10 protein-coding genes are annotated in these 13,069 nt (G+C 65.7%); 4 read left to right on the top strand and 6 right to left on the bottom strand.

Annotated elements, in window-relative coordinates:
* Positions 1 to 147 precede the first annotated feature (147 nt).
* On the bottom strand, positions 148 to 687 hold the full coding sequence (locus ACX80M_RS12690) for a hypothetical protein (protein ID WP_459309786.1): 540 nt from the start codon (positions 685 to 687) through the stop codon (positions 148 to 150).
* Positions 688 to 938: 251 nt separating this feature from the next.
* Here ACX80M_RS12690 and ACX80M_RS12695 point away from each other — a divergent pair, with 251 nt between their 5' ends.
* Positions 939 to 1,853: an MSMEG_6728 family protein gene (locus ACX80M_RS12695; RefSeq protein ID WP_459309777.1), complete on the top strand. Its 915-nt coding sequence runs from the start codon at positions 939 to 941 to the stop codon at positions 1,851 to 1,853.
* 4 nt (positions 1,854 to 1,857) lie between these two features.
* Positions 1,858 to 2,718, top strand: coding sequence for an SDR family oxidoreductase (locus tag ACX80M_RS12700; RefSeq protein ID WP_459309778.1), 861 nt, complete (start codon positions 1,858 to 1,860; stop codon positions 2,716 to 2,718).
* A gap of 247 nt (positions 2,719 to 2,965) precedes the next feature.
* Here ACX80M_RS12700 and ACX80M_RS12705 read toward each other — a convergent pair whose 3' ends face one another.
* The 3 genes from ACX80M_RS12705 to ACX80M_RS12715 all read right to left on the bottom strand — a co-directional run bounded on the left by ACX80M_RS12705 (position 2,966) and on the right by ACX80M_RS12715 (position 6,297).
* On the bottom strand, positions 2,966 to 4,648 hold the full coding sequence (locus tag ACX80M_RS12705) for a phosphodiester glycosidase family protein (protein ID WP_459309779.1): 1,683 nt from the start codon (positions 4,646 to 4,648) through the stop codon (positions 2,966 to 2,968).
* Positions 4,649 to 4,799: 151 nt separating this feature from the next.
* Positions 4,800 to 4,901: an MFS transporter small subunit gene (locus tag ACX80M_RS12710; RefSeq protein ID WP_445260433.1), complete on the bottom strand. Its 102-nt coding sequence runs from the start codon at positions 4,899 to 4,901 to the stop codon at positions 4,800 to 4,802.
* 1 nt (position 4,902) lies between these two features.
* Positions 4,903 to 6,297, bottom strand: a complete 1,395-nt coding sequence (locus tag ACX80M_RS12715; protein WP_252599377.1) for an OFA family MFS transporter — start codon at positions 6,295 to 6,297, stop codon at positions 4,903 to 4,905.
* A 190-nt stretch (positions 6,298 to 6,487) separates the two neighbouring features.
* Here ACX80M_RS12715 and ACX80M_RS12720 point away from each other — a divergent pair, with 190 nt between their 5' ends.
* Entirely contained in the window at positions 6,488 to 8,800 is a 2,313-nt protein-coding gene (locus ACX80M_RS12720) for an FdhF/YdeP family oxidoreductase (RefSeq protein WP_252599379.1), read from the top strand.
* Positions 8,801 to 8,886: 86 nt separating this feature from the next.
* On the opposite strand, the gene ACX80M_RS12725 is transcribed toward ACX80M_RS12720, so the two are convergent.
* Positions 8,887 to 11,301, bottom strand: a complete 2,415-nt coding sequence (locus ACX80M_RS12725) for a Tex family protein (RefSeq protein ID WP_459309780.1) — start codon at positions 11,299 to 11,301, stop codon at positions 8,887 to 8,889.
* A gap of 138 nt (positions 11,302 to 11,439) precedes the next feature.
* On the opposite strand from ACX80M_RS12725, the gene ACX80M_RS12730 reads away from it, so the two are divergent.
* Positions 11,440 to 11,736 (top strand): hypothetical protein, encoded by a 297-nt coding sequence (locus ACX80M_RS12730; RefSeq protein ID WP_056346782.1) that lies wholly within the window; start codon positions 11,440 to 11,442, stop codon positions 11,734 to 11,736.
* Between the two features lie 221 nt (positions 11,737 to 11,957).
* On the opposite strand, the gene ACX80M_RS12735 is transcribed toward ACX80M_RS12730, so the two are convergent.
* Positions 11,958 to 13,028, bottom strand: coding sequence for an alkene reductase (locus ACX80M_RS12735; protein ID WP_459309781.1), 1,071 nt, complete (start codon positions 13,026 to 13,028; stop codon positions 11,958 to 11,960).
* Between the last annotated feature and the right edge of the window lie 41 nt (positions 13,029 to 13,069).

Raw genomic sequence — 13,069 nt, forward strand, 5'->3', positions numbered from 1 at the left:
ACGGAAACAACAAAGGCCCGGCAGCAACACCCCCGGGAAACAACGACGCCGGAGCGCCCCTCGCTGGGGAGCTCCGGCGTCGTCCGTTGTTGTGTTCTGAATGGCCGGCAGGGACCTGATCTTCCTACCGTCCGCGATCCTTCGTGCTTAGGCTGCTGCCTTGACCGCGGCCGGAATCTCGCGGACGATGCGAACCTTCCACGCGGCGTCGTCGGTGGTATCCAGCAGTGCCACCGTGCCGTGGGCGAGGTTCAATGCCACACGCTTGGCCGCCAGCAGTTCAAGGTAGAGGTGCTCGTTCATGCGACTGGGGGTGTCGATCATGTACTTCACGGCGTCGCGGACCTTGCGGTAGTTGGCGCTCTTCTCGCGGTGCAGGTGAAGTTCCAGCATCTGGCGCTGGCGCACTTTGGGCTCGTGCTTGTTGAGCAAGGAGACGGCAAGGTGCACACCGATCACCAACGCGAGGGAGACAGCGTAGATCCACCAGCCGCTGGACATCAGGAACAGGGGCAGGTTGCCGATCGCCACGAGCGCAATCACGATCCGCAGCGCGACGATCCGGCGAAGGGTCAGGGCCACTGAGGCCATGGCCGCACGAAAGCCGTGCTGCTCGTGGCGTGCCGCGGCCGGATCAAGGGTAAATTCATCAAGGACCAGGATGCCCTTGGCCTCCGGATCAAGCATCTGCCCAAACTTGGGCACAAACAGCTGCGTTGAACCGGCGGTCACTACAGGTGAAATTGTCATGAGGGGCTTCCGGGACGGTGGGGCGTTTCGGTGATCTTAGTGGTTAGCAGCTCCCGCTGTATGTATCGGTCCACTATGTGAACTCTTCCGCTGCCCTGTCGCGGTTGAGGGGCGCTGCCAGGGATCCCGCGCGTGTGGCGCCGGGCACTGCAATTGGCACATCCGCCGCATGCCGTCAGACTGAAGGGATGCAAACCTTCCTTCCGTATCCCGATTTCCGGCAGAGCGCCGCAGCACTGGACACCGCCAGGCTTGGCAAGCAGCGTGTCGAGGCGCTGCAGACCCTCCGGGCTCTGGTGATTCCCGAGTACGGCTGGCTGGACCACCCCGCCGTCCGCATGTGGATGGGCCACGTTCCGGCGCTCACCATGTACGGCCTGGCGATGGTGGACGAATGGACCAACCGCGGCCATGCAGACAACACGCGCGCCAACATCACCGAGTTCGCGCCCCAGGCCGCGCACCCGGACTACGCGGCCAAGATCCCGCTGCCGGAGTGGCTCGGAAACCCTGATTTCCACCTGAGCCACCGCGCGAAGCTGCTCCGCAAGGAACCAAAGTTCTACAAGGCTGTGTTCCCGGACGCCGATCTGGACCTGGACTTCATTTGGCCGGAGCCCAAGCACGAGTTCTATCCGGCAGAACCCGAGGGCGACATCCTCTGGATCCTCCGCGACCCGCACGCCGAGATCGATCCCCAGACGCTGGATACCGTGGCACTGCCGCCGATCCGCCGCGGCGGCGCTGTTGCACCCGATGCTCCTGAAGACGGCTATTCCCCCGTTTATGTCGACGACGGTTCCCGCCGCCCGTCCAAGCAGCCGCGCAAGCTGCCGCCCAAGCAGCTCGTAAAGAAGCCCACCCGGAAGCGCCAGGCGCAGGAGGAAGCGTTCGCTACCCTCCCCGGCAAGACGACTGTCGCGGTTTCGTTTGAGGACGGCAGCAAGTTCGCCGTTGGGCAGGTGCTGGGCCGTCCTATCACGCTCGCCGACGGCCGCTTCGGCCGCACCTTCAGCGTCACCGAGGTGATCGACCGGTCCGCGTTCGATTACCCGGCCCTCCTGCAGGACCCCCGGGTGTTCTTCCCGGTTCCCGCTCCCTGAGTCCGTGACCATCCTCCTGGCCGGCTGCGGCGATCTTGGCACCGAAGCGGGCCTGCGCTTCGCCGCGGCAGGGCATCGGGTGGTGGGCTGGCGTCGTTCGCCCGAAAAACTGCCCTCTGCGATCGAAGGCGTGGCGGCCGACCTTGGCTCTGCGGATCTGCCCGCTGTCCCGGCGGACACGGCCGCCGTCGTCGTGGCCGTTGCGGCTGACTCACCCACGGAAGCGGCCTACCATGCCGCCTATGTGGACGGGCTGGCGCACGTTCTGGACGCCTTGAAACGCGATGGCGTGACGCCGCGCCGGGTGCTCTTTGTGTCCTCCACCGCTGTCTACGGCGACGCTGCCGGTGGCTGGGTTGATGAGAGTACGACGGCGGCACCTGGCGGTTTCTCCGGACGTGTCCTCCTCGAGGCGGAGGAACTCCTGGTGTCGCGGTTGCGCGGCACTGGTACTTCGCCCGTTGTGCTGCGGCTGGGCGGGATTTACGGTCCGGGCCGGACCCGGTTGATTGATCAGGTCCGTAACGGGACTGCCGTGATTCCCGACGAGCAGCGCTTTACCAACCGGATCCACCGGGACGACGCCGCTGCGGCGATAGTGCATTTGGCCACCATGGAAGCTATGCCTGCGCCGGTATATGTCGGCGTGGACAACTCTCCCGCTGAACTTGGGGACGTACTGCGGTTCCTGGCTTTGGAAATAGGGTATCCGGAACCGCCCGTCGGACCCGCCGGCGAGGCCCGCGGCGGCAACAAACGCTGCAGGAATACGCTGCTCCGCGGAACCGGGCTTGAGTTCACCTACCCGACGTTCCGGGAAGGTTACCGGGCAGTTCTGGCGCGCACCGCAGTCCGCCACCCCTAAGCCAGCCGCCTATCTGCCCACCATGGCGAGCCAACACCTGAGGCCGGGCGCGAGCGTACACTTGCGGCCCCTGCGGCGCCGGCCGCTGTCTGGGTGTTTGGGCGTCCTTCGGGGTGACCCACATAGGCAGCTAAGCTCACGGTCCTGGTCGGTCCCTCGCGGGAAGACGATGATGCTGCGCGTTTTCGGCGCGATCGCATCCAGCGTGGCCGGTTGACCCGTCAAAAAAGGGCAGGCACCGGACCTGTCAGTGTGCGGCTGGCTCGCGGCCGGGCAGGACCACCAGCGCATCGCCTACCGGCCGCTCGGCGGCCCCCGCATTGGACGGCGTATTCACCACTGCGCCGTTGACCACCATGGTGGTGGATCCGCCGCCGTCCAGATTGATCGCTTCAGTCAGCCCCAGGGACTTTGCCACCTGTGCGGACTCCTGGAGGCTGAGTCCCAGGGAACCGGCCTGCCGCCCGTCCACCGTCACCAGGACCAACCGCCCGGCAGCGTCCGTTCCGGCAATCGTTCTCGGGTTGCGTTTGTGCGCCCAGCCGTAAAACATCCCCGGGTTCCTGTCGTGCACCATGCCGTCGCGCCGCGCTGTCACTCCGATCTTGCCGTCCTCAATCAACGCGGGCCCACCGTTGAGCACGTGCGAGCCCGGACCTGCCTCGAATTCTTTCCCGTCCGCGGCAACCAGCTCTGACGTCAGCCCCAGGTGCGCCCCGGGCTTTGCCAGTTCCAGGAGCCTTTGGACGTCGGTCCCGATCGCTTGGATGCTGGCACCCCCGGCAGGAACGGAGGCGCCGCGGCTGCGGTTTACCGCGGTCACTGTGCCGGTGGCGTCCAGCACGACCTCCAGTCCTGGCCCCGCCGGTGTGGTTGCACCGAATTCCGGAGAAAATGAAACGATCTCGTCTGCGTCTGTGCACGTGACGTCGTGCAGCGGCTCACTGGTCACCACGTCATCCGGAGTCCCGCCGCAGTTGCGGATAAGCCCCGGCACGCGGTTGATACCGTCCAAGGGAAGGACGCTGCCGCCGTCGGACACCGTACCCTCCCAGCTGAGGCGTTCGACGCCGGCCCTCGCCTTTTTGCCGTCGACTACCAATGCCGGCCGGTCACCTACTGCCTCGCTCAGCATCTGCCCGGAGTAGACTCCGACCCCGGCAGGGTCGCCTTCCGCGCCGGCGGCAGGATCGAAAACAAAGAAGCCTCCGTTGACGGCGGCAACGGCTCCGGCGTCCGCCGCGAGCTGGCTGGTGGTCTCCCGCCGCTCAAGGTCGGGCCCGAACGTCGCAGCGATTTCGCCATCGAACTCCTTCGGGTCGATGGTCAGAACCTGAAGGTTCCACGGGCCCCGCGACTGGTCGGCACTGGCCGGATCCCCGTCCCAGCCGACGTACCAGGCCGACGCGGCGTAGCCGGCTGCCTTGACGCCGGCAATGGTGGCAGCAGCGTCCTCACGGCTGGCGAATTCCCCGACTCGAACCCGGAAGCCAAGCTCGCCGCCAGCATCGGCCAGCTGAGGCGAGACGACCCGTTCCACGCGCGCAGTGAAGCCCGCGGCGACCAACTCTGCAGCCACCCGTCGGGCAGTGGGCTCGCTGGACAAGGCGGAAGCGGAAACTTTGGGGTCCGACGACGGAATGGTGACCTCCGCCGTCCAGAACAGGGCGGTGGTTGCTGTTCCCCGCCAAATTGACGTCCTGGTCACGCCAGGCGCAACAGTGCTCACCGTGCGGCTTTCCGGCAGGTCCGGAGCGCCGAGGTCGAGTTTGGTTGCAGGCGCCACCTCCCCGAAGACCGGGATTGGCCCGGCTCCGCCGGTTGCCGCGCCGGCGACCGGCGGAGCCATCAGCGTCAAAGCAACCAACGCGCCCGCTGCCGTCAGCGACCCGCTTTTCTTCCGCGTAAACCCTGGAACCGTTGATTTCATACGGACTAACGTAGCGGCGCCGCAGGCCGGGCGCGGCCAAACTCCGGCCTGTTTCCACAGAGTTGGCGAGCTGTTCATCCACCGTCAGACAGCAACGCTCCGGCCACCGTAGCGGTGGCCGGAGCGTCCTGGTTCGCTCCCGGGTGTCAGCTCACCCGAACAGGGCGGCCACTCGGGTGAGGGTCTGGAACACCCCGTAGGCCAGCGGGATACCTACGATCGACCAGCCGACTGCAAGCTGTACTGAACTCATCTCAGGCCTCCATTGCGGGTACTTCGGACCGGACGCTGTCCGGGCGGGGTTCGTGGAACCGGGCGTCCACTGGTTTGATCATCAGGTTGGCCACGAAGCCGATCACGAGCAACCCGACCATGGTCAGAAGAGCAGGCTGGTACGAGGCCGCTGTGAGCTGGCCCGGCTTCCCCTGGGCGTCCAGGAAAGCATTCACGATCAGCGGCCCGGCAATGCCCGCAGCAGACCACGCAGTCAGGAGCCTGCCGTGGATGGCACCCACCTGGAACGTCCCGAACAGATCCCGCAGGTAGGCGGGCACGGTGGCGAAACCGCCGCCGTAGAAAGAGATGATCACGAAGGCAAGGATCACGTACAGGGCCGTGGTGGCCGAGCCGGCCAGTGCCAGCACGGTGTAAAGAACGGCGCCAACGCCGAGGTACACCATGTAGATACGCTTGCGGCCCGTGACATCGGACGTAGCTGACCAGGCGAACCTGCCCGCCATGTTGCCGATGGACAGCAGTCCCACAAAGCCGCTGGCGACGGCGGCACTCACCAGGGAGACGCCGTCGGACTGGCGGAAGAAGTCCTGGATCATCGGTGCTGCCTGCTCCAGGATGCCGATGCCCGCGGTCACGTTGCAGAACAGGGCGATCCAGACCAGCCAGAACTGCTTGGTCTTCACCGCATTCGCCGCCGAAACGTGCTCCGTGGTGACCAGCTTTGCCGCCTTGACCTTGGCAGGGTCGAAACCCGCGGGCGTCCAGCCATGGGCCGGAACCTTGATGGTGAAGGCACCAAAGAGCATGTAGGCGAGATAGACGACGCCGAGCGACAGGAAGAGCTTTCCGACGGCGTCGCCGCTGGCCACCCAGTCCTTCGCTCCGGAAGCGGGGTCGTACATTTTGAGCAGGGCGCTTGAGACCGGGCTGGCGATGAGCGCCCCGCCGCCGAAGCCCATGATGGCCATGCCGGTGGCCAGGCCCGGCCGGTCCGGGAACCATTTGATGAGCGTTGACACCGGCGAAATGTAGCCGATGCCGAGCCCGATGCCGCCAATGAAGCCGTAGCCCAGGTAGACGAGCCACAACTGGCCGCTGAAGATCCCCAATGATCCGACCAGGAAGCCGCTGGCCCAGAAGACAGCCGAGGTAAACATCGCCTTCCGGGGGCCGTGCTTGTCCACCCAGGTCCCCATGATCGCAGCGGACAGTCCCAGCATCACGATGGCGATGGAGAAGATCACCCCGATCTCGGTCAGGCTGGCATCAAAATGCTTGACCAGCGCTGTCTTGTACACGCTGGTTGCGTAGGCCTGCCCGATGCACAGGTGTACGGCCAGCGCCGCCGGCGGGATTAGCCAGCGGTTGAACCCCGGTGGGGCAATAGTGTGTTCACGATCCAGCCAGCCCATATTTTCTCCTCAATGTCCGCGGCAACGTCGGCCCGGTCCTCCGCAAATTATGGTGCACGTCACACCAGCATCACCACGCTTTGCGCCCAACGGTGGGATTGCCGCGGTAAGCGGTTCCAGCGCGGCACACCGGGCGCGCCACCATACCGCCCATTTCGTTTTCACCCCCATTACCGGCGAGTATGAAGCCATGAAACGTGGAGCTCCTGTCGATGACATCAACGAAGATGACCTGCTGGTCGGCAAACCCAAGAAGTCGGCCGCCGGGCTGAAGGCGGTCGAAGTTGCCCTTGAGCGCGGCTTCGCCCAGGCCGGCGTCACCCGGACCGTCCAGTCCCTGCTGCGGCTGAACCAGCGGAACGGAACGGACTGCCCCGGCTGCGCATGGCCGGAATCCCAGGGACTGCGGAAGCCCGCCGAATTCTGCGAAAACGGCGCTAAGGCCATCGCGGAGGAAAACACGCTCCGGACGGTCACCCCGGAGTTCTGGGCGGAACACTCCATCGCGGAGCTCTCGACCAAGACCGAATACTGGCTCGGCAACCAGGGCCGCATCACCCATCCCATGGTGGTCCGGAGCGGGGAAACCCACTACTCCCCCATCGCCTGGCAGGAAGCCTTCGACCTCATCGGCGAGCACGTCCGGGCCAGCACCCCGGAGCGCACGGTCTTTTACACGTCCGGCCGGACCGCCAACGAGACGGCGTTCATGTACCAGCTGTTCGCCCGCTCCATCGGCACCAACAACCTGCCGGACTGCTCCAACATGTGCCACGAATCCTCCGGCACCGCCCTGAACCCGACCATCGGCATCGGCAAGGGCACCGTTTCCCTCGAGGACATCCACGAGGCCGAGCTGATCTTCGTCGTCGGGCAAAACCCCGGCACCAACCACCCCCGCATGCTGTCCGCCCTGGCTGACTGCAAGAGCAACGGAGGCAAGATCGTTGCCGTGAACCCGCTGCCGGAAGCGGGACTGTTCAACTTCAAGGACCCGCAGTCGGTCTCCGGAGTCATCGGCAACGGGTCATCGCTTGCCGATGAGTTCCTGCAGATCAAGGTAGGCGGAGACCTTGCGCTGTTCCAGGCCCTGGGCCATCTTTTGCTTGAGGAGGAGGAACGCGTTCCCGGATCGGTGGTGGACCGCGCATTCATCGACGCAAATACAGCCGGGTTCGAGGCTTACCGTGCCGCCCGGCAGTGCATCGACTGGGAAGAGACCGAGAAGGCCACCGGACTTTCCCGCCTGCAGATCTCCACAGTGGCGCAGATGCTGGTTAATTCCAAAGCCACCATCATCTGCTGGGCGCTGGGTCTGACGCAGCAGCCGCATTCGGTGAACACCCTCAAGGAAATCATCAACCTGCTGCTGGTGCAGGGCAACTTCGGCAAGCCCGGCGCCGGCGCCTGCCCGGTCCGCGGCCACTCCAACGTTCAGGGCGACCGCACCATGGGAATCTGGGAGAAGCCCAAGGAATGGCTGCTCGCCGCCCTCGACCAGGAGTTCGGTATCACTTCCCCGCGGGGCCACGGCGTCGACTCAGTGGAAACCGTTGAGGCGTTCGAACGCGACGACGTCGATGTGTTCGTGTCCATGGGCGGAAACTTTGCGCTGGCCTGCTCGGACACCGAGATGCTGGAGGCTGCCATGCAGCGCGTCGGGCTGACTGTCCACATCTCCACCAAGCCCAACCGTTCGCATGTGGTTCATGGCCGGACGTCACTGATCCTGCCCACCTTGGGGCGGACAGACACCGATGACAAGCACCCGGGCGGCCGCCAGATCCTTTCCGTGGAGGATTCGATGTCCTGCGTCCACTCCACGCAGGGACGCCTGAAGCCGGTCTCAGACCACCTGCTCGCGGAACCCGTCATCGTGGCGCGCATGGCCCTGGCCACCCTGGGCGACGACCACGCCGTGGACTGGAAGGCGATGGCCGATGACTACGACGTTGTCCGCGACCACATTTCCCGTGTCCTGCCCGGCTTCGAGGACTTCAACAAGCGGCTCAGGACCAGGAACGGCTTCATCCTGCCCAACCCGCCCCGGGATACGCGGAGCTTCGCGACGGACATCGGCCAGGCGCGCTTCACGGTCAGCCCGCTGGAGTACCTGACCCCGCCCGAGGGGCACCTGATCCTGCAGACCATCCGCAGCCATGACCAGTACAACACCACCTTCTACGGGCTGGATGACCGTTACCGGGGCATCTCCAACGGCCGCCGGGTCATCCTGATCAACAAGGACGACGCTGCCGAGCTCGGTTTCCAGGACCGCGAACTGGTGGACGTCATCAGCACGTTCCAGGGCGAGGAGCGCCGCGCCGACAAGTTCCGGCTGGTGCACTACCCCACCCCGCGCGGGTGCGCCGCGGCCTACTTCCCGGAGGCAAACGCCCTCGTGCACCGCGGGCTCGTGGCTCGGGAGTCCAACACGCCCGGCTACAAAGCGATGACGGTCCGCTTCCTTCCGCATGAGGAGCACGCCAAGCAGCTGAGCTGACCGGGCTCCGCGCTGGAGGTTGGGGACTGGGGCGGCCGGCGGTAGCGCCGGCGGCCGCTCCGCCTGGCAGAACGGACCCGGAATCGCTAGGTGGCAACGCCCGCCTGACGCAGGGCTTCGGCCAGCGCGGTGTTCGGCGGGCTCGCCGTGGCTGCTGTTGGTGCCGACGCGACTTTGCGCCCGCTGGCCTCCGGGCGTGGCCCCCGGCTGGCCGAGCGTGCCGCAGCGTCATCGGCCGCTCGTGCCGGACGGCCTCCGGGCGCGGGCTGCCGCCCACCCGAAGGCGACGGCTCGTCGTCGAGCCTTAGCGTGAGCGAAATCCGTTTCCGCTCCGGATCGGCTTCCAGAACCTTCACGCGGACAACCTGCCCGGACTTCACCACCTCGCGGGGATCGGAGACAAAGCGGTTGGCCAGCGCCGACACATGAACCAGGCCGTCCTGGTGCACTCCCACGTCCACAAATGCGCCGAACGCGGCCACATTGGTGACGGTCCCCTCAAGCACCATGCCGGGCTTGAGGTCGGAGATCTTCTCGATGCCTTCGGAGAAGGTCGCCGCGGCAAAAGCGGGTCGGGGATCGCGGCCTGGTTTGTCCAACTCCGCCAGGATGTCCTGGACCGTGGGCAAACCAAACGTGCCGTCGACGAAAGCGCGTGGATCAAGTGACGACGCCGGCGCCGAGCCCGCGGCCACCAGGATTTTCCGGGCAATCGGATACGCCTCGGGGTGCACGCTCGATGCGTCCAGCGGCTCTGCTCCGCCGGTGATTCGCAGGAAGCCGGCGCACTGCTCAAACGCCTTCGCACCCAGGCGGGGCACCTTCTTGAGCTCGCTGCGCTTGGCAAACGGCCCGTGTTCGTTTCGGTACGCCACAATGTTTTCGCTCAGCAAAGGTCCGACGCCGGCCACCCGGCTCAGCAGCGCGGGCGAAGCAGTGTTCACGTCAACGCCAACCGCGTTCACGCAGTCCTCGACCACAGCATCCAGGCTGCGTTCCAGCTTCGATGCCGTGACGTCGTGCTGGTACTGCCCCACGCCGATGGACTTGGGATCGATCTTCACGAGTTCGGCCAGCGGATCCTGAAGCCGCCGCGCAATGGATACGGCACCGCGCAGGGAAACATCCATGCCCGGCAGCTCCGCCGAGGCCAGCGCCGAAGCGGAGTACACCGACGCCCCGGCCTCGGAAACCACCAGTTTCTGCGGTTTCGTCTCCGCGGCCGGCAGCAGCTTGATCAGTTCCGCGGCAAGCTTGTCCGTCTCCCGGGACGCGGTTCCGTTGCCGATGGCCACCAGCTCCACGTTGTGCTTCCGGGCCAGCCGCACCAAGGTGGCGAGGGCCTCGTCCCACTTCCGGGCAGGAGCGTGCGGGTACACGGTGTCGGTGGCAACCACCTTGCCAGTCCCATCCACAACGGCAACTTTCACGCCGGTCCGCAGCCCCGGGTCCAGCCCAAGAGTGGCGCGGTTTCCGGCGGGTGCGGCCAGGAGGACGTCGCGAAGGTTGGCGGCGAACACCCGGACAGCCTCGTCTTCTGCGTCTGTGAACAGCCGTCCGCGGAGGTCGGCGGTCAGCCGGGCCAGCGCACGCGAGCGCCAGGCAATCTGCGCGGTCTGGATCAGCCACGAATCGGCGGGACGGCCGCGGTCGGCGACCCCGAGGCACCTGGCAACAGCGGATTCGTAACGGGAACGCGCGGCGGCCAGGGCGTCGTCGTCGTTCGGATCCGCCTCGGCGAGATCCAGCTCCAGGACGCCGTCCTTCTCACCGCGCAACAGCGCAAGCACGCGGTGCGAGGGCATCCCGGTGGGCGCCTGGGCGAACTCAAAGTAATCGGCGAACTTCTGCCCGTCGGACTCCTTGCCCTTCTTCACCCGCGACACCATCCGCCCCTGCGTCCACAGCCGCTCGCGCAGGATTGCGGCGAGGTCCGGATCCTGCGCAACCCTCTCGACGAGGATGGAACGGGCGCCGGCGAGCGCGGCGGCCGCGTCATCAATGGAGTGTTCGGCGTTCAGGTACCTGGCAGCCTCGCGTTCCGGGTCCAGGTCGGGCCGCTTCAGCAGCGCATCGGCGAGCGGCTCCAACCCGGCTTCACGGGCGATCTGGGCCTTGGTGCGGCGCTTGGACTTGAACGGAAGGTAGATGTCCTCCAGCCGGGACTTGGTGTCCGCGGCGAGGATCGCTGCCTGCAGCTCGGGGGTCAGCTGCCCCTGCGCGGCAATCGCTTCGAGGATAGTACGACGGCGGTCCTCAAGTTCGCGGAGGTAGCGCAGGCGCTCGTCGAGCTCGCGCAGCTGCGTGTCATCCAGCGTCCCGGTGGCTTCCTTGCGGTACCGGGCGATGAACGGAACGGTGGACCCGCCGTCGAGCAGGTCCACTGCAGCCTTGACCTGCCAGGTCTTCACGCCAAGCTCGGCGGCGATCTGGGCGTGGATGGCGCTGTCCGGAGTTGGGGCAGACATGGGGGCGGACGGGACGTGCGGGAGTTGGGTCACCTGAACATTTTGCCCTACGGGCCTGGTGGTCTCCAGCGGCGCCCGGCCGGGCAACCGGCCGGGGTATTCCGCTCCGGGCCGTGAAGTGCTGTAGTTGATATGCCGTCACAGGCAATCACTTCGAGGAAGAGGGCCACCATGCGTGAACTGCTCATCGTCTTTCAGGAAGGATTCGACGAGGCCAACATCACCGTCATGGTCAACGGCAAGGAGGTCCGCCGCGACATGGGCGTGTCCACCAACCCGCTGCTGGGAGAAGCCTACGAAACGTCCGTGGAGCTGCCCGCGAAAGGGGCGCAGGTGGGAGTGGAAGTCACCAACCGCGGCCTGAAAGCCATTACCAAAGTCAGCGGAAAGCCCAAAAGCCTGCTCGTGTCCATCGAGGACGACAAGCTGGTGATGCGCGAAGGAACGGGCCGGGAAGCATACCTTTAGCTATTTCCCTAGCGATAATCCATTCACTGGAGTATTCTTATGTCTACCGCTCAGCGCTTGTGAACCTGGGCGGGCCAACGTTGAAAGATGAGCCAAAACAGCCGTCGGATGGCTATTTGGCGCGCGCTGCCGGGACAGCACACCGAGCAGCCAACGACGGCGGCACCCAAGCCGGGTGCCGCCGTCGTCGTTTAATCTCTGGCCGAGGCCAGCAGTGACCGCTAAGCCGAATACGCGGGGTAGTCCGTGTAGCCTACGGAGCCGTCTGCATAAAACGTGGACGGGTCCGGTTCGTTCAGCGGAAGGCTTTCCTTCCAGCGACGTGCGAGGTCCGGGTTGGCAATGGCGGGGCGCCCCACCACCACCGCATCTGCATGGCCGTCGGCCACCAAGGCGGTTGCTTCCTCCCGAGTGGTCATGGTGCCGAAGCCGGAGTTCACCAAAAACGTGCCGTTGAAGCGCGCCCGAAGATCCTGGACCAGCTCACTCGTGGGCTCGTGGTGCAGGATGCTGACGTAGGCGAGGTTGAGCGGGGCAATGCTGTCCACCAGCACCTCGTAGGTGGCGCGGACATCGGCCGCATCCGTTTCGGCGATGCCCTGGACGCTGTGCTCCGGCGAGATGCGGATGCCCACGCGGCTCGAACCCACCGCGGCCACCGCGGCGTTGACAGTTTCGATCACAAAACGGGCCCGGTTCTCCGGCGAGCCGCCGTAGCTGTCGTCGCGGACATTGGAGTTCGGGGCAAGGAATTCGTGGAGAAGGTAGCCGTTGGCCGAGTGCAGCTCCACGCCGTCGAATCCCGCTTCAATGGCGTTAATCGAACCGGTGACGATTTCCTGCATCACGACGGGCAGCTCACCGATGGTCAGCGCGTGCGGGACGGGATACGGCTGCTTGCCGGACGGGATGCGGACCTCGCCCTCGATGGCGACGGCGCTCGGACCCACGATGGTATGGCCGCCGGTGATGTCCGCATGGGAAACCCGTCCGCCGTGCATGATCTGGGCGAAGATCCGGCCGCCTTCAGCGTGCACCGCGTCGGTGACCTTCTTCCAGGCGGCAATCTGCTCCGCGGTGAAGAGACCGGGCTGACCCGGATATGAGCGTCCGGCGGGGCTCGGGTAGATGCCTTCGCTGACGATGAGTCCCAAGGATGCCCGCTGCCGGTAGTGCTCCACAACCACGGGACCCGGAACACCGTCCTCGCCTGAGCGGAGACGGGTCAGCGGTGCCATTACCAGGCGGTTGGGCAGTTCAAGCTCGCCAAGAGTCAAGGGGGAAAACAGCATGCGCAGTTCCTTTCGAGGTGAATTGGTACTGCTGTGCCCAA

The sequence above is a fragment of the Pseudarthrobacter sp. MDT1-22 genome (assembly GCF_054511035.1).

What these genes read in the sequence shown, in the direction of transcription:
- ACX80M_RS12690 (WP_459309786.1), bottom strand. Translation starts at nt 687, where the DNA reads ATGCTTGATCCGGAGGCCAAGGGCATCCTGGTCCTTGATGAATTTACC.
- ACX80M_RS12695 (WP_459309777.1), top strand. Translation starts at nt 939, where the DNA reads ATGCAAACCTTCCTTCCGTATCCCGATTTCCGGCAGAGCGCCGCAGCA.
- ACX80M_RS12705 (WP_459309779.1), bottom strand. Translation starts at nt 4,648, where the DNA reads ATGAAATCAACGGTTCCAGGGTTTACGCGGAAGAAAAGCGGGTCGCTG.
- ACX80M_RS12710 (WP_445260433.1), bottom strand. Translation starts at nt 4,901, where the DNA reads ATGAGTTCAGTACAGCTTGCAGTCGGCTGGTCGATCGTAGGTATCCCG.
- ACX80M_RS12715 (WP_252599377.1), bottom strand. Translation starts at nt 6,297, where the DNA reads ATGGGCTGGCTGGATCGTGAACACACTATTGCCCCACCGGGGTTCAAC.
- ACX80M_RS12720 (WP_252599379.1), top strand. Translation starts at nt 6,488, where the DNA reads ATGAAACGTGGAGCTCCTGTCGATGACATCAACGAAGATGACCTGCTG.
- ACX80M_RS12730 (WP_056346782.1), top strand. Translation starts at nt 11,440, where the DNA reads ATGCGTGAACTGCTCATCGTCTTTCAGGAAGGATTCGACGAGGCCAAC.
- ACX80M_RS12735 (WP_459309781.1), bottom strand. Translation starts at nt 13,028, where the DNA reads ATGCTGTTTTCCCCCTTGACTCTTGGCGAGCTTGAACTGCCCAACCGC.